The organism is Streptomyces tatrensis, from assembly GCF_049310065.1.
In the GTDB taxonomy this organism is placed as follows: Bacteria; Actinomycetota; Actinomycetes; order Streptomycetales; family Streptomycetaceae; genus Streptomyces.
The window spans coordinates 978,770-1,002,945 of record NZ_JBMDLB010000011.1; the positions used below are offsets into that span (position 1 = coordinate 978,770).

The 24,176-nt window shown below is 73.3% G+C and carries 15 protein-coding genes and 2 pseudogenes; 11 read left to right on the top strand and 6 right to left on the bottom strand.

The window, feature by feature from the left end; translation table 11 throughout:
- The first annotated feature begins 7 nt into the window (after positions 1 to 7).
- The gene (locus tag ACODT5_RS20000; protein ID WP_422520680.1) at positions 8 to 1,213 is read left to right on the top strand and encodes a Kelch repeat-containing protein; all 1,206 of its coding nucleotides are present in this window, start codon (positions 8 to 10) and stop codon (positions 1,211 to 1,213) included.
- Positions 1,210 to 2,355 (top strand): Kelch repeat-containing protein, encoded by a 1,146-nt coding sequence (locus ACODT5_RS20005; RefSeq protein ID WP_422520681.1) that lies wholly within the window; start codon positions 1,210 to 1,212, stop codon positions 2,353 to 2,355. The genes ACODT5_RS20000 and ACODT5_RS20005 overlap by 4 nt, the downstream gene beginning before the upstream one ends.
- A 51-nt stretch (positions 2,356 to 2,406) precedes the next feature.
- On the opposite strand, the pseudogene ACODT5_RS20010 reads toward ACODT5_RS20005, so the two are convergent.
- Positions 2,407 to 2,848, bottom strand: a pseudogene (locus tag ACODT5_RS20010) (ATP-binding cassette domain-containing protein); the annotation flags it as partial.
- A gap of 707 nt (positions 2,849 to 3,555) precedes the next feature.
- Between ACODT5_RS20010 and ACODT5_RS20015 the strand changes: the two are divergent.
- Entirely contained in the window at positions 3,556 to 4,758 is a 1,203-nt protein-coding gene (locus tag ACODT5_RS20015) for an IS110 family RNA-guided transposase (protein WP_422520682.1), read from the top strand.
- 487 nt (positions 4,759 to 5,245) lie between these two features.
- Here ACODT5_RS20015 and ACODT5_RS20020 read toward each other — a convergent pair.
- Positions 5,246 to 5,410: pseudogene (locus ACODT5_RS20020) on the bottom strand (pirin family protein); the annotation flags it as partial.
- A gap of 816 nt (positions 5,411 to 6,226) precedes the next feature.
- On the opposite strand from ACODT5_RS20020, the gene ACODT5_RS20025 reads away from it, so the two are divergent.
- The 3 genes from ACODT5_RS20025 to ACODT5_RS20035 all read left to right on the top strand — a co-directional run bounded on the left by ACODT5_RS20025 (position 6,227) and on the right by ACODT5_RS20035 (position 10,208).
- Complete coding sequence (locus tag ACODT5_RS20025; protein WP_422524973.1) at positions 6,227 to 7,621, top strand: MFS transporter; 1,395 nt, start codon at positions 6,227 to 6,229, stop codon at positions 7,619 to 7,621.
- A 91-nt stretch (positions 7,622 to 7,712) separates the two neighbouring features.
- The gene (locus ACODT5_RS20030) at positions 7,713 to 9,635 is read left to right on the top strand and encodes a helix-turn-helix domain-containing protein (RefSeq protein ID WP_422520683.1); all 1,923 of its coding nucleotides are present in this window, start codon (positions 7,713 to 7,715) and stop codon (positions 9,633 to 9,635) included.
- Between the two features lie 69 nt (positions 9,636 to 9,704).
- Positions 9,705 to 10,208, top strand: a complete 504-nt coding sequence (locus ACODT5_RS20035; RefSeq protein WP_422520684.1) for a GNAT family N-acetyltransferase — start codon at positions 9,705 to 9,707, stop codon at positions 10,206 to 10,208.
- A gap of 66 nt (positions 10,209 to 10,274) precedes the next feature.
- Here the strand turns inward: ACODT5_RS20035 and ACODT5_RS20040 are convergent, their stop codons facing one another.
- On the bottom strand, positions 10,275 to 10,988 hold the full coding sequence (locus ACODT5_RS20040) for a response regulator (protein WP_422520685.1): 714 nt from the start codon (positions 10,986 to 10,988) through the stop codon (positions 10,275 to 10,277).
- A complete protein-coding gene (locus ACODT5_RS20045; RefSeq protein ID WP_422520686.1) occupies positions 10,985 to 11,920 on the bottom strand; it encodes a sensor histidine kinase in 936 nt (311 codons plus the stop codon). The genes ACODT5_RS20040 and ACODT5_RS20045 overlap by 4 nt, the downstream gene beginning before the upstream one ends.
- Before the next feature lie 209 nt (positions 11,921 to 12,129).
- On the opposite strand from ACODT5_RS20045, the gene ACODT5_RS20050 reads away from it, so the two are divergent.
- Positions 12,130 to 12,855 carry an ABC transporter ATP-binding protein gene (locus tag ACODT5_RS20050; RefSeq protein WP_422520687.1) on the top strand — a complete coding sequence of 242 codons (726 nt, stop codon included), beginning with the start codon at positions 12,130 to 12,132 and terminating at the stop codon, positions 12,853 to 12,855.
- Positions 12,852 to 15,161 (top strand): ABC transporter permease, encoded by a 2,310-nt coding sequence (locus ACODT5_RS20055; protein ID WP_422520688.1) that lies wholly within the window; start codon positions 12,852 to 12,854, stop codon positions 15,159 to 15,161. Before ACODT5_RS20050 ends, ACODT5_RS20055 begins: the two co-directional genes overlap by 4 nt.
- 68 nt (positions 15,162 to 15,229) lie before the next feature.
- Here the strand turns inward: ACODT5_RS20055 and ACODT5_RS20060 are convergent, their stop codons facing one another.
- Complete coding sequence (locus ACODT5_RS20060; protein WP_422524974.1) at positions 15,230 to 15,943, bottom strand: ABC transporter ATP-binding protein; 714 nt, start codon at positions 15,941 to 15,943, stop codon at positions 15,230 to 15,232.
- A 247-nt stretch (positions 15,944 to 16,190) separates the two neighbouring features.
- Between ACODT5_RS20060 and ACODT5_RS20065 the strand changes: the two genes are divergently transcribed.
- The 3 genes from ACODT5_RS20065 to ACODT5_RS20075 are packed head-to-tail and all read left to right on the top strand — an operon-like array spanning position 16,191 to position 23,355.
- Positions 16,191 to 19,544: an FtsX-like permease family protein gene (locus tag ACODT5_RS20065; protein WP_422520689.1), complete on the top strand. Its 3,354-nt coding sequence runs from the start codon at positions 16,191 to 16,193 to the stop codon at positions 19,542 to 19,544.
- Positions 19,541 to 22,345: a hypothetical protein gene (locus ACODT5_RS20070; protein WP_422520690.1), complete on the top strand. Its 2,805-nt coding sequence runs from the start codon at positions 19,541 to 19,543 to the stop codon at positions 22,343 to 22,345. The genes ACODT5_RS20065 and ACODT5_RS20070 overlap by 4 nt, the downstream gene beginning before the upstream one ends.
- Positions 22,342 to 23,355: an ABC transporter ATP-binding protein gene (locus tag ACODT5_RS20075; protein ID WP_422520691.1), complete on the top strand. Its 1,014-nt coding sequence runs from the start codon at positions 22,342 to 22,344 to the stop codon at positions 23,353 to 23,355. Before ACODT5_RS20070 ends, ACODT5_RS20075 begins: the two co-directional genes overlap by 4 nt.
- 40 nt (positions 23,356 to 23,395) lie before the next feature.
- Here the strand turns inward: ACODT5_RS20075 and ACODT5_RS20080 are convergent, their stop codons facing one another.
- Positions 23,396 to 24,145 (bottom strand): hypothetical protein, encoded by a 750-nt coding sequence (locus ACODT5_RS20080; protein ID WP_422520692.1) that lies wholly within the window; start codon positions 24,143 to 24,145, stop codon positions 23,396 to 23,398.
- Positions 24,146 to 24,176 lie beyond the last annotated feature (31 nt).

A 24,176-nucleotide genomic window follows, 5' to 3' on the forward strand; every position in this document is an offset into this window, starting at 1 on the left:
GACGCGGATGCGCACTTTCCTGGCCGGCGGCGAACCGGCCGTACCGGGCGCCTTCGGACCGGACGCCCGGGCCGCCGCGGGCGCCTGGAAGGCTGCCGGCACGTTCCCGTTCCCGCTGGTCAAGTGGGCTGGCCAGCAGGAGGTGCCGGTGCGGCTGCCGGACGGGCGGGTGCTCGCCGCGGGCGGCGCCAGCGCCCTCCTGACGGCGCTGGACGGCTCCGCCCTGTACGACCCGGCGGACGGCAGCTGGGCGCCGACCGGCCCGCTGCGCCAAGCACGGCGACTGCACTCCCTCACCGTGCTGGCGGACGGGCGGGTGCTCGCCGTGGGCGGCATCCCCGGGCCCCAGGCGTATCCGCCGCCCGCCCTCACGACCGTCGAGCTCTACGATCCGGCGACCCGGACCTGGACTCCCACGGGCGGGCTGAACGAAGCCCGCTACGGCCACTCCGCGACACTGCTCTCGGACGGCCGGGTGCTGGTCGCGGGCGGGGAGCGGCCCCGCTCCCCCGGGACGCCGGGCACGCTCGCCTCGGCGGAGGTGTACGACCCGGTCACCGCTGCCTGGACGCGGACGGGGGAGATGTCCGATGCCCGCTGGCACCACGGGGCAGTGGCGCTGCCGGACGGCCGAGTACTGGCCGTGGGCGGGATCACCACCACGGGCCCGGTCCGCGCGGGGTCCGTCGGAGTGTGCGAAACGTACGACCCGCAGTCCGGGACCTGGACCCCGGCCGGCACGCTGCGCAGGGCCCGGTTCGCGCACCAGACCGTGCTGCTGCCCGACGGCACGGTCCTGGCGGTCGGCGGCTGCGACCCGTGGTCGGCCGACGACGCGCGGTTCGACCCTTACAGCCTGAGCAGTGTGGAGCGCTACGACCCGGTCGGCGGCGCGTGGTACCCGGAGCCGCCGCTGCCCTGGGGGCGCGGCTACCACCGGGCGCTGCTGCTCGACTCGGGCGAGGTGCTGGTCTGCGGTGGCGCCGACAGCGCCTGCCTCGACGTCGGCTTCGCAAGTGCGCTCCGCTACGACCCGCTCGCCCGCGTCTGGTCCCCGGCCGGGCCTATGCGTACCGGCCGGTGGTCCTTCGGGGCGGCCCTGCTGGGCGACGGCCGGGTGCTCGCCGTCGCCGGGGTCACCCGCAGCGGAGTCGCGGCTCCGGCGCTCGGCGCCGATGTACCGGCAGTGGTGGCGGAGGTGTTCACGCCGTGAGCGGGGGCGTGTGGTCGAGTGCCGGGCAACTGCCCTGGGAGCGGAACCTGTTCGGGGCCACGAGCGGCGCCGTACAACTGGCGGACGGCAGGGTGCTGATCACGGGCGGCTCGGACGGCCGGCTGACGGCCCAGGCCGGCACCGCCCTCTTCGATCCACGCGCCGGCACCTGGGTCGAGGGCAAGCCTGTTCCGACGGCCCGTCGGATGCATTCGACCACGCTGCTCGCCGACGGGCGGGTGCTGGTCGCCGGAGGCTACGGCGGGGCCAGCTCCCCCCTGATCCGGCCGCTGGCCGGTGCCGAGCTGTACGACCCGGTCGCCGATGCCTGGACTCCGGCCGGCGAACTGCGCGAGGCGCGGTACGCCCACTCGGCGACGCTCCTGGCGGACGGGCGGGTGCTGGTCGCCGGGGGTACGAGCCTGCGCTCACCGGCGTCCGAGCGGTCGCTGACGTCGGCGGAGCTCTTCGATCCGGTGACCCGCGAGTGGACCGCCACCCGGGAGATGACCGATGCCCGTTCCTTCCACCCCGCGGTGGCACTGTCCGACGGTCGGGTCCTGGTGGCGGGCGGCTGGGTCGCCACCCGCCGCAACTGGTGGGGCGGGGCGGCGCTGGCGTACTGCGAACGTTACGACCCGGCCGCCGGGACGTGGACGCCGACGGGGAGTTTCGCCGCGCCGCTCAGCAGCCACCAGCTGACCTTGCTGGCCGACGGGTCCGTGCTGGCCACTGGAGGCGGGGACTACGAGGGCGGCGCCGACGGGCGCCTCGACCCGTACAGCCGTGCGACCGCGGAGCGCTACGACCCGGGGTCGGGCGTGTGGGCCGCAGAGGCGGACATGCCCTGCGGGCGGGCGCGGCATCGGGCGGTGCCGCTGCCGACGGGTGAGGTCCTGGTCATGGGCGGGACCACCGATGTGCTCGGTGACGCGGGTTTCCGCAGCGCGGTGCGCTACGACCCGCTGGCCCGCTCCTGGACCGCGGTCCCGGGAATGGCCGTCGGCCGCACCGAGTTCGCGGCGACGGCCCTGACCGACGGCCGGGTCTTGGTGGCGGGAGGGTCGGTCCGCACCGGCCCGGCCACTCCGTCGGGCGGCTACCACCTCCTGACGCGCACCAGCGAGCTGTACTCCCCGTAGCCCGTCACGGTCGGTGCCACCCGTCGCCGACACCGACGCCATCTCACCGGGTCAATTCACGTCGGATCGACCGGGGGCGCCGTCGAGGAAGCCGCCCCGACTGGTGCTGCCACAGCTTCGCGTAGGCGCCGGAGGAGGCGAGCAGCTGCCGGTGCGTGCCCTGCACGACGGTCCGTCCGCGGTCGAGTACGACGAGCTGGTCCATGCTCACGACCGTGCTCAGCCGGTGCGCCACCACGAGCGCCGTCCGCCCGTCCATCAGGCGCAACAGCGCGTCCTGGACGAGGATCTCGCTCTCGGAGTCGAGGGCGCTGGTCGCCTCGTCGAGCAGCAGGATCGGCGAGTCGCGCAGGATCGCCCTGGCGAGGGCGACCCGCTGGCGCTGGCCGCCGGACAGCTTCACCCCGCGCTCACCCACCATGGTGTTGAAACCGTCCGGGGGCACATCGGCGAACTCCGTGACGTGCGCCGCCTCGGCCGCGCGACGGATCTCGGGCGCCGGCCATGCTGCTTCCGGCGCTGGGCAACATCGGCATCCACTACATCGCGCACGGAGTCTCTGCTCGGCAGACCTTCGCGCGGTTCAGGCGATCCCATCTCAACCCTGTGGTGTCGTGTGGCAGCGCGCCACGTACTTCTGCGAGGAGACGCCGTCACCTCAAGGGGCGTGCGGGGCTCCTCGTTCGACTGAGTGCCCTCGCTCAGGCCGGCCAGCGACGAGCGGGTCACGACGCCGCCCCCCGCGTGGTTCGCGGCGACACCGATGTGGGGTACCAGGAGGTCCGGAATCACAGTGTCCCGAGACGGCGCCCGCGGAGTCCAAGCCTTTTCACGGCCGGTGGCTCACCCGTTGCGCTCCGGGTAACCCGGGCGCAAGTCGATCTTTGTCTCATCCCCACAAAGCGGCCGACGCGGACCGACAGGCGCCTAGCGCACCCGGTCGAAGGACTCGTCACCCCCCCCGTTACCGTTTTCGTGGCTCCGCAATGGGGCCTCCGGTCTTCGGGTCCGGCATGACTTCCCCCCCTTGTTGTTGATGATCCGGGGGGTGGTGTCACCGGGCCCGGAGGCATCGACGGACCGCTGATGAGGGGCTTGAGCACCGGCTTCACCCAGGCCGGAAGAGCTCTCCGTAACGTGGATGTGGCAGCTCGGTGCCGAGGCAAGGCCGGACGAAAGCGTGAGCGGAGGGGCCTGCACGTGATCGACACCAGCGACATCGACGTCTTCCTCGGCCTGGACGTCGGCAAGGGCGAACACCACGCCACCGCCGTCACCCCGGCCGGCAAAAAGGCCTTCGACAAGCGGTTACCCAACACCGAACCCAAGCTCCGCGAGCTGTTCGCCAAACTGAAGGCCAAGCACGGAACAGTGCTGGTTGTGGTCGACCAGCCGGCCTCGATCGGTGCCCTGCCGCTTACAGTCGCCCGGGACATGGGCTGCCCAGTCGCCTACCTTCCGGGGCTGACGATGCGGCGGATCGCCGACCTCTACCCGGGCGAGGCCAAGACGGACGCGAAGGACGCGTTCATCATCGCGGACGCTGCCCGCGCAATGCCGCACACGCTGCGGGCGATCGACGGCGAGGACGAGAAGATCGCCGAGCTGGAGATGATCGTCGGCTTCGACGACGACCTGGCAGGCGAAGCAACCAGGGTCGCGAACCGGCTGCACGGCCTGCTGACCCAGATCCACCCGTCGCTGGAGCGAGTACTGGGGCCGCGGTTGCAACACCTGGCCGTCCTGGCCTTGCTGGAGCGGTTCGGATCACCGGCCCAAATCCGCAAGGCCGGCCGCCGACGGCTGGTCGCCCTGTTACGGCCGAAGGCGCCGAGGATGGCCGAGCGGCTGGTCGAGGAGATCTTCACCGCTCTGGACGAGCAGACGGTCACGGTTCCGGGGACCGAGGCGGCCGCGCTGATCGTCCCAAGCCTTGCCGGATCCCTGGCCGCTGTCCTTGACCAGCGCAAACTGCTGGCCGGGCGGATCGAGGAACTCCTGGAGGCACACCCTCTTTCGAAGGTCCTGAGGTCGATGCCGGGAGTCGGCGTCAGGACCGGAGCCCGGATCCTGATCGAGGTCGGCGACGGCAGCACCTTCCCGACCGCCGGCCACCTCGCCGCCTACGCCGGACTCGCCCCCGCGACCCGCAGTTCCGGATCCTCGATCCGCGGCGAACAGCCTTCCCGGAGAGGAAACAAGCAGCTCAAACGGGCTTTCTTCCTCGCCGCGTTCGCCGCCTTGGGCGACCCGGCATCGCGGATCTACTACGACAAGAAGATCGCCCAAGGCAAACACCACACCCAAGCCCTGCTCTGCCTCGCCAGGCGCCGGGCCGACGTCCTCTTCGCCATGCTCCGCGACGGAACCTTCTACGAACCCCGGCCTGCCACCTCAGGCTGATCCTCATCGGGCACGCCGCAGACAGGACAGTCCCATTCATCGAGGCAGTCGATCACGACAGGGTGATTACAAAAGACGCACGGACGCATGCCCTCATCAGCTGATGCCTGCACACGCGCTTCATCGCTCATGGCAGGCAGAGTGCCAGACGGCCTCCCGCCCGGCACCCACCACCTTGACCAAAGAGATAGGGGCACCCCCCCAGACGCCACCGCGGCCTGGTCGACTGCAGGACCCGACAGCACCCACGGGCTGCGGATCACGCAGAGTTTCAGACGCGGCTGAGTCGGTCCATCGAGGTCACCAAAAGGCTAACCAGGGTCAGCATCCGTCCTGGCACACGCTGTCACGAACGGCCACACCTGAGAATCGTGCTGGAGGCGCCGGCCAGCTTCTGGCTTCATTCAAAGGCATTGAGAACGCGCAGAGGTCCGGGCCTCGCCTCCTCTCGGCGAGACCCGAGCCCATATCCCGAACGCTCACATAGTCATCGCACACGACCCCGTGGCTTCAAGTGAGTTGGGGGAATCTCGGGGGCCGGAATCGGGGGCCCGTCGTAGCCTTTGACCTCGCCGAATCGAGTTCCGTTCATCCAGTCCTCACGGGCCTGAACGACCTCTTCATGACTTCTTGAGACCCAGTTCCAGAACAATCCAGTCGCCGCGACCTGGACCGCACGATCGGAAGATACGGAGCCGCGGTGGTCACCCCTCGGCCTGCGGATCGCCATCATCATGCAGGTCCCCTCAGGGAGCAGGCGATTGGTGTTGTCGCGGGTTCGCGCGCCTCCAGTGACGGCTATGGCCACGAAGCGATCAGACCACCCTCGCTCGCCCAGGACCAAGATCCGGGCCAGTTGCGGGCCAGCACCGATCGATCGACGGACAAATCTGTTCGTTTTTCCTGGTCAGGATAGGTGTGACGTGTATACCACCAGCACACGATGAATCTGCTGGTACTCAAAGTCCGACTCCAGCGGGAGTCGGACTTCGTTGTGCGCCGGCCAACTGCGACATGCCGGAGTGGGTCGTGCGCTCGAATTTGGGTATCGAGGCGCACCAACCAACGCCCAGCGCGAAGGGGGCACGAGAGGCGGAACTCAGCCAGATTCTCTGCACTGCCGCTTTGCCCCGCCTCGACCACAAACAGGGCTCGCTCAACGCAGCGTAACCAGCACCGAACCAGCACGGGACGGGTCGCGAGGGGTGCTGACGTGGGCTTTCAGGTCAGCACCAAACCAGCACGGGAGTCAGCACCGCCTACCCAAAAGAGCTCTAACTCTGCAATTCCGACAGGGCCTCACGACCCCGTTCCGGAGGGGTTGCGGGGCAGTCGTTCAGGTCACATGGTGCCGGGACACACCAGTCGTGGCCCGATTGTGATGGCGGGCCACATATGCGGGTGACCTGCGGACTTCTACGTTGTGGCCACACCCGACGTCCCCGCAGACACCCTGGAAGTGGTGCACATGGTCTCCCCCGCAGCTGTCCCGAAGGCTCCATCCGGAATCCGGCGGATCGTTGCCGCCAGCCTGATCGGGACCACCATCGAGTGGTACGACTTCTTCCTCTACGGGACCGCCGCTGCCCTGGTCTTCAACAAGCTGTTCTTCCCCACCGCGGATCCGCTCACGGGCACCCTGATCGCCTTCCTCACCTACGCCATCGGGTTCCTCGCCCGGCCGCTGGGCGGGGTGGTCTTCGGGCATTTCGGGGACAAGGTCGGACGCAAGAAGCTGCTGGTGCTGAGTCTGCTGATGATGGGCGGGGCGACCTTCGCGATGGGGCTGCTGCCCACCCACGCGAGCATCGGGGTCTGGGCGCCGATCCTGCTGACCGTGCTGCGTCTGGTGCAGGGATTCGCGCTCGGCGGTGAGTGGGGCGGGGCCGTGCTGATCGTGTCCGAGCACGGTGGGGCCGAGCACCGCGGGTTCTGGGCCTCGTGGCCGCAGTCCGGGGCGCCCGGGGGGAACCTGCTGGCCACCGGGGTGCTGGCGCTGCTCGCCGGCGTGCAGTCGGACGCGACGTTCCTCGCATGGGGCTGGCGGATCCCGTTCCTGCTCTCCGGGATCCTCGTGATGGTCGGGCTGTGGATCCGCATCTCCGTGTCCGAGTCTCCGGTCTTCCTCGCCGCGCAGGCCGAGGCAGCGGCCTCGGGCGGCCGGGGCGAGGAGGAGAAGGCGCCCGTCGTCCAGGTGTTCCGCAAGGACTGGCGGCAGGTGCTGGTCGCCATCGGCACCCGGTTCGGCGAGAACATCTCGTACTACGTCCTGACCTCCTTCCTCCTCGTCTACGTCACCACGCACCTCGGGCTCCCCAAGACCACCGCGCTCAACGCGCTCCTCATCGGCTCGGCCGTGCACTTCCTGACCATCCCGGCCTGGGGCGCGCTCTCGGACCGGATCGGGCGCCGGCCGGTGACGCTGATCGGTTCGGTCGGCATGGCGCTGTGGGCGTTCGCGTTCTTCGCGCTGGTGGACTCCGAGTCCTTCGCCGTCATCACCCTCGCCGTCACCGCCGGGCTGCTGCTGCACGGGGCCATGTACGGGCCGCAGGCCGCTTTCATCTCGGAGATGTTCGACACCAAGGTCCGCTATTCGGGCGCCTCGATGGGCTCCCAGCTCGCCTCGATCGTCGCGGGGGCCCTGGCCCCGATCATCGCCGTCGAGCTCCTGAAGGACTACGGATCCTCCGTGCCGGTGTCGGTCTACCTGTCCGCGGCCGCCCTCGTCACCACCCTCACCGTCCTGTTCGCCCGTGAGACCCGGGGCCGCGACCTGTCCGTCCCGAAGGCCGGGACAGCGACGCCGGCAGGGGTCTCCGCGGGAAGCGGGTACGCCGCCAAGGTTTCCGACCCCGCCTGAGCCCGCCCCCGCCCCGGGCCGCCCGCCGTGACCGCTACCTCCGGTCCGGCGGGCGGACCCGCTCGACACCCCGTACCGAAGGGCTGCCAGCATGGCCCCCGTGACCGATCCCATCGCGCCCGCGGCCGCGCTGCGGCAGCTCCTGGACCTGCTCGCCCAGGGTGCGCCCGTCGAACACTTCGCGCGGCCCGGCGCGCAGGCCCGTACCGCCGGTGCCGGCTCGGCCGAGCAGGCCCTCGTGGAGGAGGCGACCCGGGTCGCCCTCGACATCCGGCGCACGCTCGACCAGCACCGCAGGCGCGAGGCGGAGCTCACCGCCCTGTTCGACACGGCCGGTGACCTCGCGGCGCTGCGCGACCTCGACGCGGTGCTACGGGCCATCGTGCGGCGGGCCCGGACCCTGCTCGGCACGGACTGCGCCTACCTCACGCTCAACGACCCCGTCGTGGGCGATACGTTCATGCGGGTCACCGACGGGTCCGTCTCCGCCGCCTTCCAGCAGCTGCGCCTCGGCATGGGCGAGGGTCTCGGCGGGCTGGTCGCGCAGACGGCCCGGCCGTACGCCAGCGCCGACTACCGCGCCGACGACCGCTTCCGGCACACCAGCACCATCGACGCCGGGGTGCGCGAGGAGGGGCTGCGGGGCATCCTCGGCGTGCCGCTGCGGGTCGCCTCCCGGGTCATCGGGGTGCTCTACGCAGCCGACCGGTCGGTGCGCGATTTCACCCCGGACGCGGTCGCACTGCTCTCCTCGCTGGCCGACCACGCGGCCGTCGCCATCGACGGGGCGCGGCTGCTGGAGGAGACCCGGTCGGCGCTGGTCGAGCTGAACGCCGCCACCGAGACCGCCCGGGCCCACAGCGAGGCGGCACGGCTGGCCACCGAGACGCACGACCGGCTCACCGATCTGGTCCTGCGCGGCGGGGACGTCACCGATGTGGCCCGGGAGGTGGCCGCGCTGCTGCGGGGCGGGCTGGTGGTGCACGATGCCGACGGCGCCGAGCTGGCCCGGGTCGCCGCCGAGCCGATCGCCGCGCCCGCCCAGGGAGTGGCGGCCTCCCGTTCCGGCGGCCGGGCCGTACCGGTCGACGGCGTGTGGGTCTGCGCGGTCCTGGCGGGGCCCGAACTCCTCGGCAGCATCGCCCTGACGGGCCGGGCGGACCTGTCGGACAGCGACCGGCGGCTGTTCGAACGCACCGGCCTGGTCACCGCGCTCCTCCTGCTGCTGCGCCGCTCGGTGGCCCACGCCGAGGACCGGGTGCGCGGTGAGCTCCTCAGCGACCTGCTGACCCCGCGGAGTCCGGGGCACGCCCCCGACACCGGCAGCCGGACGATCCGGGCCCGCAAGCTCGGCGTCGACCTCGCACGCCCGCACTCCCTCCTGGTGCTCCACTGCGAAGCCGCGCTGCGGCCACGGCTGTCGGCGGAGGCGGCGCGCCGTGCCCGCGCCCTGGACGGCCTGGCCGGGCTGCACGAGGGCCATGTCGTCCTGCTGGCCCCGGCCGAGCGGCCCGGGGACCTCGCGCGGTCCCTGGCGGCGGAGCTGGGGCAGGTGGTGGGCACGCCCGTCACCGTGGGCTCCGCCGGGCCGGCCGGCGACCCGGGCGGGCTGCCGGGCGTGTACGCCGAGGCCGTGCGCTGCCTGCGGGCCCTGCACGCGCTGGGCCACACCGGCCACGGGGCCGCCCTGCCGGACCTGGGCTTCGTCGGCCTGCTGCTCGGGGACCACGGTGACGTCGGCGGGTACGTCGACCACGTGCTCGGCCCCGTCATCGACTACGACGCCCAGCGGGGCACCGAGCTGGTCCGCACCCTCCAGGCCTACTACGTCCACGGGGCGAGCCTCTCCAGGGCCAAGGACGCGCTGCACATCCACGTGAACACCGTCGTGCAGCGCCTCGACCGGATCCGCCGGCTCCTGGGCGAGGACTGGAACAGCCCCGCCCGCGCACTGGAGCTCCAACTCGCGCTGCGCCTGCACCTCCTGGCGAACTCCGTCCCACCCGCTGCCTGACCCGAAAGACGTGTCCCCCCCTGTACTCCGCCCGCGGTGCGCGGTGATCCGTGGGGCAGAGTGAGGACCATGACTGCTTACGAGACGATGGCGTACCACCTCGAGACCGAGCGGCTGATACTGCGGCCGTGGGCCGACTCGGACGCCGCCGCGTTGCGTGACCTGGTGGCTGAACGCGGCAAAGGGGTGGGCACGGTTGAACACATCCGCACGGCCATCGCGGAGCTGCTCACCGCGACGGCGGCCACGGGGATCGCCCTGTTGCCCGTCCAGCGCCGTGAGGAGGGCGACTTCATCGGCTACTGCGGGCTGATCATCGGCCGCTCCACCCTGGAAGAGCCGGAGATCGCGTACGAGCTGTTCCGGAGCGCGCACGGCCACGGCTACGCCACCGAGGCGGCCCGGGCGGTGGTCGATGCCGCCATCGCGACCGGGCGGAAGCGGCTCTGGTCGACCGTCGGCACATGGAACACGCCGTCCTTCCGTGTCCTGGAGAAGATCGGCTTCGAGCGGCACCACGTCGCCACGGACGACCGCGGTGAGCACGTCTGGCTCACACGCGAGTTGCCGTGACGCGAAGCCGGCCGGGAAGCTCCGCGCGGAGCTTCCCGGGGCCGTCTCGTGCTGCCGGTCACAGCACTAGGCCGTCCCCGGAGTGACCAGGCCCGTCTCGTAGGCCAGGACGACCGCCTGGGCGCGGTCGCGCAGGCTCAGCTTGGCGAAGATCCGCGCCACATGGGTCTTCACCGTGGCCTCGCTGAGGGTGAACTCCTGGGCCAGTTCGGCATTGGAGAGCCCGTGGCCCATGAGGGTCAGCACCTCCCGTTCGCGCGGGGTGAGGACGTCCAGGTCGGGGTGGGACGCCGGGACCCCGCCGCCGCGCGCGGCCGATGCCGAGGCGCAGCGCTCCACCAGTCGGCGGGTGATCGACGGGGAGAGCAGCGCGTCGCCGGTGTCGACGAGCCGTACGGCGTTGGCGAGGTACTCGGGGGTGACGTCCTTGAGCAGGAACCCGCTGGCTCCGGCGGCGAGGGCGGCGTAGACGTACTGGTCGAGGTCGAACGTGGTCAGCATGATCACCCGGCATTCCGGAGCTTCGGCGAGGATCTGCCGCGCGGCCTCCAGCCCGTCCAACCGGGGCATGCGTATGTCGAGCAGGACGACGTCCGGGCGCAGACGGCGCACTTCCGACACGGCCTCCACCCCGTCGGCGGCCACCCCGACCACGTCGATCCCCCGGGCGGTGAGGATCATGCGGAATCCGGTGCGGACGAGTTCCTGGTCGTCGGCGATGACCACCCGGGGCGAAGTGACCCTCGGGTCCGGCTCGGCGGCCGGTGCGTACCTGGTCACGGCCGCTCCAGCGGGAGGCGGGCGCGGACCCGGTAGCCGCCTCCGAGGCGCCGGCGCGCGTCGAAGTCCCCTCCGTACACGGCGACCCGCTCGCGCAGCCCGACCAGCCCGTGCCCCGCGCCGTCCGCCTTCGGGCGCGACGCCGTGGACGTGGTAGACGCTGTGGACGTGGTGGGCACGGTCGAGGTGCCAGGGGCCAGCTTCCCCGCGTGCCCGGGTATCCGGTCTCCGCCGGACAGCACGCTCGGTCCGCTGTTGAGCACCTCGACCCTCAGTGCCTGGTCCGCGTATCTCACCGTCACCTCGGCCTTCACCCCGTCCCCGTGTTTGAGCGCGTTGGTCAGCGCCTCCTGGATGATCCGATAGGCGGTGACGTCGATCCCGGCCGGCAGCGGCCGCGGTTCGCCGGATATCCGGACCTCCACCGGCAGCCCGGCGAAGGCGATCCGGTCGATGAGCGGACTGAGCCGGCTCAGACTCGGCTGCGGCGCCAACTCCGCCGCGGGATCCCGTCTTTCGGCGTCTACGCCCCCGTACGGTTCGTCGTTACCGTCCTGAGCGGGAGCGAGCAGGCCCAGCAGGTGGCGCAGTTCGGTCATGGTCGTACGCCCGGCCTTCTCCACGGCGGCCATCGCGGACGCCGCCTCCACCGGCATCGTCGCCAACACCTCGCGGGCGGCGCTCGCTTGGACGATCATCAGGCTGACGTTGTGGCTGACTATGTCGTGGAGCTCCCCCGCTATCCGGGCCCGCTCCGCGTCCACCGCGGCGCGGGCCGCGGTCTCCCGCTCCCGCTCCAGCAGCCAGCCGCGCTCCTCGATCGCCACCCGGTGCGCCGCGCGGGCCCGCAGGAGCGCCACGGTCAGCCCGAACCCGGCCGACACCGCGCACGCCGCGGCCACCACGGCAGCGACCACCCACCCCGCCGTCACAGCAACTCCCCTCCCCCACCCGCGACCCCTGGCCTTCTGTCCCCACGGGCCTCGTTCCAAGATTCTTCCACCCCGACCCTCGCAGGCACCCCGTGTAGTCCACATCCCTCTCGCGGTTCCGTCCCGCGTACATCCCCAGGATGACCCCGCCCCCCGTTTACATCCGGGGGGTGACGCGGCCCGTCCGACCGGCCTTCTAGGTTCGTGCCATGACACCTCATCACGACAGCGCCGGCCAGGTCGTCGTCCGACTGGACCGCGTATCGAAGGAATACGGCGACACCCTGGCGCTCGACGCCCTGTCCCTGGAGATCCGCCGGGGCGAAGCCGTCGCCGTGATGGGCCCCTCCGGCTGCGGGAAGTCCACGCTGCTCAACATGGTGGCCGGCCTGGACCGGCCGACCGCCGGAACGATCAGCGTGCACGGCCAGGACCTCGGCAGCCTGACGGAGACCGGCCTCGCCCTCTACCGCCGCCGCGACGTCGGCATGATCTTCCAGTTCTTCAACCTCATCGACGATCTGCCGGCGCTCGACAACGTCGCGCTGGCCGCCCAGCTCACCGGTACCTCCGCACGCCATGCCCGCCGCCGCGCCCTGGAACTCCTCGACGAGCTCGGGGTCGCCGACCGCCGCAACAACTACCCGGCGACGCTCAGCGGCGGAGAACGCCAACGCGTCGGTGTGGCACGTGCCCTGATGAACCGTCCGGCACTGCTCCTGGCCGACGAGCCGACCGGCGCCCTCGACAGCCGCTCCGGCGAGCAGGTGATGGACCTGCTGATCGACCTCAACCAGATCGGCCAGACCCTCCTCATCGTCACCCACGACCCGCACCTGGCGACCCGCTGCGCCGGCCGGCTCGTCGAGATGGCCGACGGCCGCGTCGCCCGCGAACGCGCCCTGGACAACGAGACCTTGGAGCGCTCCGCATGAGCGCCGTGTGGCGCGCCTCCCGGGCCGCCGTGAAGCGCCGCAGGGTCCAGACCTTCGTCATCGGCCTCGTCGTCCTCTGCTCCACCACGACCGTCCTGCTCGCCCTCGGCCTGCTCGCCGCGGCCTCGGGCCCCTTCGACAAGGCGTACACCGCGCAGCGCGGCGCGCACACCGTGGCCACGTACGACCCGGCGAAGGTCTCCGACGCCCAGCTCGCGCAGACGGCGCACCGTCCTGGTGTGGCCGCCGCCGCGGGCCCGTTCCGCCAGGCCGTCATCGACGTACCAACGGACTGGATCGGCAGTCCGCCGGGCCCCCTCACCGTGGTGGGCCGCGCCGATCCGGCCGGGCCGGTGGACCGCGTCGAGATGCGGCGGGGGCGTTGGGCCGCAGCGCCCGGCGAGATCGTCGTCAACTGGACCACCACCGGCACGCCGGACGCCGATCTCCTCGGCACCAAGCTGGAAGTACCCGGGCGCCCGACCCTCACCGTCGTCGGTTTCGCAACGAGCATGAGCCAATCGGCCGCCGCCTGGGTGACGCCCGAGCAGGCCTCGGCCCTCCACCCCACGTCCACGCAGATGCTCTACCGCTTCACCGACCCGTCCACCAGCGCGCACCTGCGCGACTCGCTCGCCCGGGCCACGGACGGACTTCCCGCGGACTCGCTGACGGCCGCGCAGACCTACCTCACCCTGAAGAAGGCCTTCTCCGCCCGCGCGGACGCCTATCTGCCCTTCATCTCCCTCTTCGGCGTCCTCGGCCTGCTCGTCTCCGCCCTGATCGTCGCGAACGTGGTCAGCGGCGCCGTCGTCTCCGGCAACCGGCACATCGGCGTGCTCAAAGCCATCGGCTTCACGCCGAACCAGGTCGTCGCCGTCTACTTGACGATGGTCTCGGTCCCCGCCGTCGCCGGCTGCGTCCTGGGCACCCTGCTCGGCAACGCGCTGGCCGTGCCCATCCTGCAGATCGCGTTCTCCGGCATCGAGACGGGGATGGCTGGTGTGGGCACCGTCCCGCCCTGGGCCAGCGTCGCGTGCCTGGCCGGGATGCCCGCCCTGGTCCTGCTGACCGCGCTCGTACCGGCCCTGCGCGCGCACCGGTTGCCGGCCGCGCAGGCCATCAGCGCGGGCGGCGCGCCCCGCACCGGGCGCGGGCTGCGCGTCCAGCGCGCACTCGCCTCCTCGCGACTGCCGCGCTCCGTCAGCCTGGGCCTCGGCCACCCGTTCGCCCGCCCCGGCCGCGCCTTCATGACCGCGGCCGCCATCCTCCTCGGGGTCGCCACGGTGACCCTGGCGACGGGTCTGACCAGCACGATGGTCTCGTACGCGCAAACCGCCCGCGGCCCCGGCGGAACGGTGGTCTACGTCCTGGTCGGCGGCCACGGCAACAACACCCGTGAGCCGCTGCTGAGCGACGCGCAGATCGAGGAGCGGTTGCGGTCGCTGGGGGCGCGGGAGGTGCAGGCCCGCGCGCTGACCCAGGTCGGGCTGGTCGGGTACGCACAGCCCGCGTTCGGGAACTTCTACCGGGGGGACCCGTCCCCGGCCGGAGCCTTCGTCGAAGGCCGGCCGCCCAGCGGACCCGGCGAGATGGCGGCGGGCCCCTCCTTCCTCACCGAACACGGGCTGGCGGTGGGCGACCGGGTCACCCTGGAGGCCAACGGGAGGCGGACGGCGGTGACCATCGTCGGCCAGCTGATCGACAGCGACGCGCGCTCCCTGGAATCCACGTGGGAGACCCTCGGCCGACTCGCCCCGGACAGCAGCGCGATCGAGTACACCGTCCGGCTCGCCCCGGGCGCGGACGCCCGGGCCTACGCGGACGCCGTCGACGCTGCCGACCCCGGACTGCACGCCGAGGTGGTGGACTCCGCCAAGGTCAACGCCGCCACCACCACGGTCGTCGGCTTCTCCTCGGTGTTCTCGGTCATGCTGGCCCTCGTCGCCTCGCTCGGCGTGTTCAACACCGTGCTGCTGAACACCCGCGACCGCCGCCGCGACCTGGGCATGCTCAAGTCGATCGGCATGACCCCGCGCCAGGTGGTCGCGATGACGGTGACCTCGGTGACCGGACTCGGCCTGGTCGGCGGACTTCTCGGGATCCCCCTCGGGATCGTCGGGCACCGGCTCGTCGTGGACAACGTGGGCATCGTCGCCTTCCCGGAGTCGATGAAGGACGTCTGGCACGCGCCCCAGCTCGCCGGAATGCTGTGCGCGGGGGTCGCGATCGCCGTCCTGGGCGCACTGGTCCCGGCCCGCTCGGCGGCCCGGATGACCATCGCCTCGGCCCTGCACACCGAGTAGACCCCGCCGTCCGCCCCGCAGGCCTCAGGCCCCGCCGTCCGCCCCGCAGGGCTCGGGCCCGGCGGGGCTTACGGGGACCCGGGCAGCTCCCCGGAAGCCGGGGCCTCCTGCGCCGAAGCCTCCACGATGCGCCCGTCCCGCAGCTCCACCACCCGGTCCGCCAGCTCCATCAGCGCCGGGTCGTGCGTGGCGACCAGCGCCGTGACCCCCTCGCTGCGCACCACCGCGCGCAGCAGCCGCATGATCTGCCGGCCGGTGTCGGAGTCGAGCTGGCCCGTCGGCTCGTCGGCGATGATCAGATCGGGCTCGTTCGCGAGGGCCCGGGCGACGGCGACCCGCTGCTGCTGGCCGCCGGAGAGTTCGCCGGGGCGCTGCTCGGTGTGTTCGGAGAGGCCGACGAGGGCGAGCAGGGTGCGGGCCCGTTCCTCGCGCTGCTTCGCCGGTATTTTGCGCAGCCGCATCGGAACCCCGACGTTCTCGGCGGCGGTCAGGGCGGGGATCAGGCCGAAGGACTGGAACACGAAGCCGATCCGGTCGCGGCGCAGTGCGAGGCGGCCGTCCTCGTCGAGACCGGCCAGATCGGTGCCGTCGAGGGCGACGCTGCCGCCGGTCGGGGTGTCGAGGCCGCCGACCAGGTTCAGCAGGGTGGTCTTGCCGGAGCCGGACCTCCCCTTGAGCGCGGTGAGTTCGCCGCGGCGGACCTCGAAGGACACGCCGCGCAGGGCGTGCACGGCCTGTCGGCCCGTCCCGAAGCTCCGCCGCACGTCGTCCACGACCACCATCGGCGGCGCCCCGGCATCCTGCCCCGGCCCGGGTCCCGGTCCAGGTCCTGGTTCCTGTCGCCGTTCCTGCTCCTGCGTCATGCTGCGGCTCCCCCTCCAAGCTGAAATCGGCGTTCTTGCGGTCCCGCCACCACGATTTGTTCATCCGTTGCACTACTCACGCAAGTCCCTTCCGCTCACTGTTCGAATCTGGCAGCATCGTCCGGTATCCGGGGCCACCAGTCCGGTGCGGGGGAGGAACAGGCACATGCTCGGCTTCGTCGTGCGCCGGCTGCGCGGGCGATTGCCGCTCGCAGCCGCCGTACTGCTGACCGTTTTGATCACCACGACCGTGCTCACCGCGCTCTTCGCCTTCACCCGCGGAGTGGGCGACGCCGGACTGCGCCAGACCCTTCAGGGCCCCGGCCTCGCGCGCGGCACCGTGCTGGTCACCGGTTCCCACCAGGCGGCCGACCGCCCCAAGGACGACGAGGCGGTACGGAGCTTCGCGCGCGGGCTGTTCGGCCCCCTCCCGGTCGGTGCCGAGAACGTGGCGCGCAGCCGTTCGTACGGGCTGCCCGGCCCGCACACGCCCGGCAAGGACGCCGATCTGACGCTGCTGGCCGCCTTCGCCAAGGAGCGCGTACGGCTCCTCGCGGGCACCTGGCCGCAGCCCGTCGCGGGCCCGGTGTCCGACCGGGGCGGCCCGGTTCCCGTGGCCGTGCCGAAGGCGGCCCTGGACCGGCTCGGGCTGGCCGAGGGAGCGCTGCCCGCGCAGGTGCGGCTCGACGACCGGTACGGCGGCTCCCCGCTGACCGTGCTGGTGACCGGCGTCTACCGGGCGGCCGAACCGGACTCCCCGTACTGGCGGCTCGATCCGCTCGGTGCGCGCGGTCTCCAGGTCGCCGGGTTCGCCACCTACGGGCCGCTGCTGGTGGACGATTCCGCCTTCACCGCGGGCGGGCTGGTCCAGGACAGCCGCGCCGTGCTCCTCACCGCCGATTTCTCCACCGTGGACGCGGCCGGGGCCGAGGCGGTCCGGGGTCGGGCCGGCAAGGCCCTGAAGGACCTCCAGGGGGGTTCCGGGCTCGCCCCGTCGACCGAGCTTCCCGCGCTGCTCGGGGAGTTGCGGTCGGGCCTGACCGTCGCCCGCTCCACCTTGCTGGTCGGCGCGCTGCAACTGGCGGTGCTCGCCGGGGCGGCGCTGCTGCTCGTCTCGCATCTGCTGACGGAGCGCCAGGAGGGCGAGCGCGCCCTGCTCGCCGCGCGCGGCGCCTCCCGCGGCCGGCTCGGTGTCCTCACCGCGGCGCAGTCGCTGCTGCTGGCACTGCCCGCAGCCCTGCTCGCGCCCCTGCTGACCCCGCCGCTGCTGCGCCTGCTCGGCGGCTACGGCTCCCTGGCGCACGTCCCGTTCACGGTCGACCGGAGCTGGCTGCTCTGGCCCGTCGCCGCGGGATGCGCCCTCGGGTGCGTCGTGCTGACCACCCTCCCGGTGGTCCTGCGGGGCGCGGCGGCGGCCGCCCTGCACCGGGCCGGCCGCCGCCAGGCGCTCGTCGCCGGCGCCGCCCGCTACGGCGCGGACCTGGCGCTGGTGGCCCTGGCCGTACTCGCCTACGAGCAGCTCTCCCGCTACGGCGCGGGCGGCTCCGGCCCGGCCACGCGCTCCGACGGGCTGTTCGGCGTGGACCCGGTCCTGGTCGCCGCTCCGACGCTGGCGCTGTGCGCGGGCACCCTGCTGGTGCTGCGCCTGCTGCCCTTCGCGGCGCGGCTCGGCGCCCGGGTCGCCGCCCGGGGCCGGGGTCTGGGTCCGGCGCTCGTCGGCTGGCAGCTGGCCCGCCGGCCCGGTCGGGCCACGGGGCCGGTGCTGCTGCTCGTACTGGCCGTCTCCAGCGGGGTCCTGGCGCTGGGCCAGCACACCGCGTGGTCCGCGTCCCAGCGCGACCAGGCCGATTTCACCACCGCCGGGGGCCTGCTGATATCCGAGAGCGACCTGCCCTCGCTGGGCCGGGGCGGCCGGTACGCGGCGCTGCCCGGCGGGGAGCGCGTCCTGCCGGTGCTCCGTGCCCGGCAGGTCCTGCCGGGCGGGCGCACCGGCCAGCTGATGGCTCTGGACGCGGCGGCCGCCGCGGACCGGCTCTCGCTGCGGGCCGACCTGCGCGACGGGCGCGGCATGCGGGACCTGTTCGCCCCGCTGGTCCCCGCCGCCTCCCCCGATGCCTCCGCTTCCCCGGTGGCCACCGGCATCCCGCTCCCGGGCCGGCCGCAGCGCATCGACCTCTCGGTCTCCGTGCGCTCCGCCAGCGCGGGCGGCCGCCCCGGGCTCGGGCTGCTGCTGCGCGACCGGTTCGGCATCACCTACCGGGCCGCGATGGTGCAGCTCCCGGAGAGCGGTGACGCCACCGTGTCCGTGCACGTCGGCACGATGCTCGGCGCCCCCATCGGGTCGGCCGCCACCCCGCTCAGCCTGGCCGGGCTCGTGTTCTCGTACGACCGTGAGGGACCGCTCCCCGGTGTCGATCCGAACGCCGATCCGGGCGCCGGTCCCGGTTCCGGCGAGGCCGGTGCCGCGGTCAAGATCTTCGACGAACTGACCGTACGCGGCCTCGCGGTCGCGCAGACCCGGGACGGCGCGGCGGCGCCGGTCACCGGGCCCGCGCCCGACTGGAAGCTGTCGGTCCCGAAGCTCGCCGACGGCTCCCCGGCCGCCGAGCTGCTCACCGGCTCCGAGCCCGCGCCGGGCGTCCCGACCCTGGTCAAGCTGCGCTACCGGGACGGTTCCGGTGAACGCGGAGGCGTCCAGGCCGGCCTGACGACGGGGCCCGCTCCGGCCGCCGAGATTCCCGGGATCGCCACCCGGGCGTACCTGTCCGCGATCGGCGCGGTCGTGGGCGATCTGGTGCCGGTCAAGCTGGACGACGTCACCCTCCCGGTCCGGGTCACCGCCGCGATCGACTCGCTGCCCGTGGCCGGCGACACCGCGATCGCCGTCGACCTGGGCACTGCGAGCGGGCTGCTCGCGGCGGGCGGCCGGGAGCTGCCGACGCCGGGCGAATGGTGGCTGCCGGCCGCCTCCGCCGACGACCCGGCACCGGCCCGCGCCGCCGCGGAACTGCGCTCCGGCGCCGGCTCCCAGCAGGTGCGGCTGCGCGAGGAAGTGGCGCGGACCCTGCTGGACGATCCGCTCAGCGCGGGCCCGCAGGGGGCGCTGGCCGCTCTCGCGGTGGCCTGCGCGGTGCTGGCGGCGATCGGCTTCGCCGCCTCCGCCGCGGCCGCCGCCCGGGAGCGGGCCCGCGAGTTCTCGGTGCTGATGGCGCTGGGTGCCCGGCGCCGGGACCTGGCCCGCTCGGCCACCGCCGAGAGCTGCCTGCTGGTGGGTCTCGGCACGGCGGTCGGGGTGGGGCTGGGCGTGGTCATCGTCCACCTCGTCGTACCGCTGACCGTGCTCACCCCGGCCGCCGGCCGCCCGGTGCCCGAGGTGCTGGTGGACCTGCCCGCGGTACGGACCCTGCTGCTCGCCGCCGCCATCGCCGCCGTACCGCTGCTGTCCGCGGTCTTCGGCGGCCGGCGCAACCAGAACCGCTCGAAGCCGGCCGACCGGCTGCGGCACGTGGAGGACATATGACCGGGCCGGCCGCGACCGACGCCGACCGGCGCGCCCCGGACGGGACCGGCGCGCAGGCACCGCAGGGATCCGCCCCGCGCGCCGTGCCCCCGCCCGCGCCCTGGGTGCGGACGCGGCTGCGCGCCACCCCGCTGAGCGCCCTGCTCGGCGCGGCCCTGGCCTTCGTCGCCGTCCTGCTCTCCGCGGCCCTGCCGCGCGCCATGGACCGGGGCACCGACCAGGCGCTGCACTCCTTCCTGGAGTCGCGCGGGCCGAGTCAGACCAGCCTGTACGTCACCGCGCGCCCCCGCTACGGGGAGCAGAGCCAGCAGGACCTGGACGAGGTACTGGCCACCCTGGTCTCCCGTACCGCCCCGGGCTTCGGGGTCGCCCCCACCGGTCCCGTCCACGGGGTCGTCGCGGGTGGCCGTTCCCTGGCCACCCCCCGCCTGGCCGCGCCCGACGGGGTCCCGCCCCAACTGGCCCTGTACCACCTGCGCGAGGCCGCCGGGCACGTCCGGCTGGTGGAAGGACGCTGGCCGGGCGCCGCGGCCACCGGGCCCGGGAGTCCCGTGCCCGTCGCGCTCTCGCAGAGCGCGGCGAAGACGCTCGGCGTCCGGCTCGGCATGGTGCTGGAGACCACCACCGGCCAGGCCCTGACCACGGTGAAGGCGGAGGTCGTCGGCCTGTACGCCGCGAACGACGAAGCCGAGGACTACTGGATCGACGATCTCGCCTGCCTCGTCCGTGCCTGCCTCACCCAGACCCCGACCCGTCCGCCGCAGGCGTTCTGGCTCGCCGGGGCCCTCGTCGGCCCGGAGGTGCTCGACCGGCTCCCCCCATGGGGCGAGGGAGACACCCAGGACTTCTGGCGGATCCCGGTGGACACCGGAGCCCTTCGGGCCGACCAGCTCCCCGCCACCGCGAAGGCCGTCGCCTCCTACGTGACCGGCCCGACGGCGGCGCGCCTGAGCCGGGAGACCGGCCGCAGCGATCTGCGCGTCACCTCCCGCCTCCCGGAGCTGTTCACCCAGGCCGAGGCCCGGCGCCAGGCCGCCGCGCCGCTCGCCGCGATGGGACCGGCCGGGGTGGCCGGAGTGGCGTTCGTGGTGTTCTGCCTGGCGGCCGGACTGACCGGTGACCGGCGGGAGACCGAACTGCGGCTCCTGCTGGCCCGCGGCGGTTCCCGCGCGGGCATCGTGCGCCGGCTGCTCGCGGAGAACGCCGTCACCGTGCTGCCCGCCGCCGCGCTGGCGACGGGGCTCGCCGTGGCCCTGCTGCCGACCCCGCGCTCGGCGGGCACCCTGCTGGCCGCTTCGGCCGCAACGCTCCTGGCGCTGCTGGCCGTTCCCGTACGGGCCTTCGTGCTGCTGTCGCCGAAGCGCCGGCCGGGCCCCCGGCGGCGGCTGGTCGCCGAGCTGCTCGCCCTGGCGGCCACCGCGGCCGCCGTGTTCGAGGTCCGCTCGCGCGGGGTCGCGCCCGCCGGCGCCGGGGTGGATCCGCTGCTGGTCGCCGCCCCGCTGCTGCTCGCGCTCTGCGGCGGTCTGCTGCTGGCCCGGGTCCAGCCCGCCCTGGTCGGGGCGCTGGCCCGGGCGGCCGGGCGGGGCCCGGGGCTGATCGGCTTCCTCGGGCTGGCGCGCGCCGCGCGGGGCACCGGGGGCCGGACGCGTCCGTCCGTACTGCCGCTGATCGCGCTGCTGCTGGCGGTCACCACCGGGGGCTTCGGTGCCACGGTGCTGACCGCCATGGCCGAGGCCCGCTTCGAGGCCGCCCGTACGGCCGTCGGCGGCGACGCACAGGTCTCGGCACTGGGCGGCACGCTCCCGGAATCCCTGACGACGGCGGCCGCCGCGCTGCCCGGCGTACGGTCCTCGGTGAAGGTGTGGAGCGACGACAACGTGTTCCTCTACGGCACCAAGACGGGCAGTACGCAGATCTCCGTGGTCGTCGCCGACCCGGTGGAGTACGCGAAGCTGTCCGCGGCGGTCGGCAGCGGCGGGTTCGATCCCGCGCTCCTGGCGACCGGCGCCGCGGGCACCTCGGGCGCGACGGTGCCCGCGCTGATCAGCCGGGACCTCGCCGACGACGACACCTCCGACTTCCGGCTGCGGCTCGAAAACGGCGGGGAGCTGAAGCTCACGACCGTCGGAGTGGTCGATGGCACCCCCGCCCGGCCCGGCGCGAAGTCCACCACGGTGGTGCTGCCCGCCGCCCAAGTGCTGGCCGCGATACCGCAGATGGGGCTGCCCAACACCTGGCTCGCGCTCGGCACGGTCGACCAGCGCCGGCTGGAGCAGGTGGTCCGCACCGCGGACCCGGTGGCCGCCGCGGAGCGCTACCGCATCCGTACCAGCTCCGCCGCGGCCGCCGAACTGGGCTCCGACCCGCTCCAGCGCTCCGCCGAGCGGCTGTTCTGGGCCTCGCTGGCCGGAGCCGCGGGCTTCGCGCTCCTGGCGGTGCTGCTGACCCTGGTCCGGGCCGCTCCCGACCGCGCGGCGCTGCTCGCGCGCCTGCGCACCATGGGGCTGCGGCCCCGGCAGGGGGTCCTGCTGATCCTGGTGGAGTCGGTGCCGCTGGCCCTGGCCGCCGCACTCGGCGGCGCAATGCTCGCGGCGGGCGCCGTCGCGCTGCTGGGCCCGGCCGTGGACCTGTCCACGCTGGTCGGCACCCGGGTGCCGGCCGGCCTTCAGGTCCTCGTCACGCCCGTACTGACCCAGGCCCTGGGCCTGGCCGTCCTCGTCGCGGGGGCCGTGCTCGCGGAGGCGGCGATCTCCGGCAGGCGACAGATCACGACCGAGTTGAGAGCGGGAGACCAGCGGTGAACAGCGATCAGCCCACCTACGAGGAGCTGCGGCAGCAGGCCCTGGCCGCCGCCGAACCCCGCCGGCACGGCGCGGACACGGCCATCGCCTGCGACCGCCTGGTGCGGATCTTCAGTACGGACGGGGTCGAGGTGCAGGCCCTGCAGGGACTGGAACTGACCGTGGCACAGGGCGATCTGATGGCCCTGGTCGGCGCGTCCGGCAGCGGGAAGTCCACCCTGCTGAACATCCTTGCGGGACTGGACGTGCCCACGGCCGGCACCGCCAGCGTCGGCGGCTACGACCTGCTGGAGATGTCGGCGCGCGACCGGCTGCGCTACCGGCGCGAGGCGGTCGGCTTCGTCTGGCAGCAGACGGCCCGCAACCTGCTGCCCTTCCTGACGGCGGCGCAGAACATCGCCCTGCCGATGCAGTTGAAGGGCAGCCGGCGCGCCGCCGCCAAGCGCCACGCGGTGCGGACCGGCGAGCTGCTCGAAGCCCTGGAGATCGGCGATCTGGCGAACCGCCGTCCCGCCGAGCTCTCCGGCGGCCAGCAGCAGCGCGTGGCCATCGCGGTGGCGATGGCCAACGATCCGTCGGTGCTGCTCGCGGACGAGCCGACGGGCGAGCTGGACTCCGAGACGGGCGGGGCGATCTTCGAGGCCTTCCGCACCGTCAACCGCGAACTGGGCGCGACCGTGGTCATCGTGACCCACGACCCGCTCGTCGCGGGCGAGGTCCGGCGCACGGTGGCGATGCGCGACGGCCGCACCAGCAGCGAGGTGCTGCGCCGTACGGTCACCGACGAGCACGGCGCCGAGTCGGTGAGCGAGCGCGAGTACGTGATGCTCGACCGCACGGGGCGCGTACAGCTCCCGCAGAAGTTCCTGGAGGCCCTGGGCATGGAACACCGGGTGGCGGTGGACCTGGCCTCCGACCACATCGAACTGCGCCCGGACGACGCGACCGCCACGACGGCGGACGGCGGCGGCAGCAGCAGCGGCGGCGTGCAGGAGTCGGCCTCGGATTGAGACGCGCGAGGATCCCGGTTCGGCCTCCCCGGAGCCGGTTTCAGCCCGTGCGTCGTTTCCGGGCCGCCTCGTCCGCGTCCTCGCGGATGTAGCGGAACATCCGGATCAACGGCTCTCCGGGAAAAACCTCCGGGAAGGGCTCGCAGTCCTGGAGCCGGAAGGGCGCGGGATCGATCGGGGTCAGCCTGATGACCAGGGGCTGGATCCGAGCCTGGTGGTAGGCCTCCAGCTTGTGGTGACCGTCCAGGAGGTAGGCGGCGATGGAGTCCTCGGCGGGGCTCAGGGCCACCAGCGCGGGCCGCTCTCCTGCCCTGATCCGTTGCACGTAGGTGCGTACGGCGTCCCGGTCGGGCGGCGGCCAGTGGTCGGTGGTGAGCAGGGCGAGCTCCTCGTCGGCGTACCAGCGCTCGACGTGCTCGGCGCGCGGGTGGACCACGCGCAGCGGCTGCGGGGCCGTGGCGGCGGTCATCGTGTACCGGCCGGGGGCGAGGAGGGAGAGCAGGGGCCGCAGCCGCTCCGGGTCCGGTGGCAGGAAGCTCCCGGTGAGCGGGTCGACGGCGAGCTCCGGGGCGGCCAGCCATGCGGTGAGCGCCTTGGTCTCCGCGGTGGTGGGAGCGCCCGGGCCGGTGGCGCGCGAGGCCAGCCAGCCGACGCTGCCGCAGAAGTCGCTGCCCTCCAGCACGACGGGCCGGCCCCCGAGGAAGAGCAGGCTGGCGTCGACGACCCCGGTGACTTCTATGAGACCGAGGCCGTCGGGGACCTCGCAGACGACGACGGAATCGGTGGTCATGAGCCCGAGTCTGCCAGAGTGCGGGCCGGGA

Coding starts and splice junctions, on each gene's coding strand:
- ACODT5_RS20030 (WP_422520683.1), top strand. CDS start 7,713: ATGGCCCCCGTGACCGATCCCATCGCGCCCGCGGCCGCGCTGCGGCAG.
- ACODT5_RS20080 (WP_422520692.1), bottom strand. CDS start 24,145: ATGACCACCGATTCCGTCGTCGTCTGCGAGGTCCCCGACGGCCTCGGT.
- ACODT5_RS20000 (WP_422520680.1), top strand. CDS start 8: ATGCGCACTTTCCTGGCCGGCGGCGAACCGGCCGTACCGGGCGCCTTC.
- ACODT5_RS20025 (WP_422524973.1), top strand. CDS start 6,227: ATGGTCTCCCCCGCAGCTGTCCCGAAGGCTCCATCCGGAATCCGGCGG.
- ACODT5_RS20035 (WP_422520684.1), top strand. CDS start 9,705: ATGACTGCTTACGAGACGATGGCGTACCACCTCGAGACCGAGCGGCTG.
- ACODT5_RS20065 (WP_422520689.1), top strand. CDS start 16,191: ATGCTCGGCTTCGTCGTGCGCCGGCTGCGCGGGCGATTGCCGCTCGCA.
- ACODT5_RS20070 (WP_422520690.1), top strand. CDS start 19,541: ATGACCGGGCCGGCCGCGACCGACGCCGACCGGCGCGCCCCGGACGGG.
- ACODT5_RS20060 (WP_422524974.1), bottom strand. CDS start 15,943: ATGGTGGTCGTGGACGACGTGCGGCGGAGCTTCGGGACGGGCCGACAG.
- ACODT5_RS20050 (WP_422520687.1), top strand. CDS start 12,130: ATGACACCTCATCACGACAGCGCCGGCCAGGTCGTCGTCCGACTGGAC.
- ACODT5_RS20055 (WP_422520688.1), top strand. CDS start 12,852: ATGAGCGCCGTGTGGCGCGCCTCCCGGGCCGCCGTGAAGCGCCGCAGG.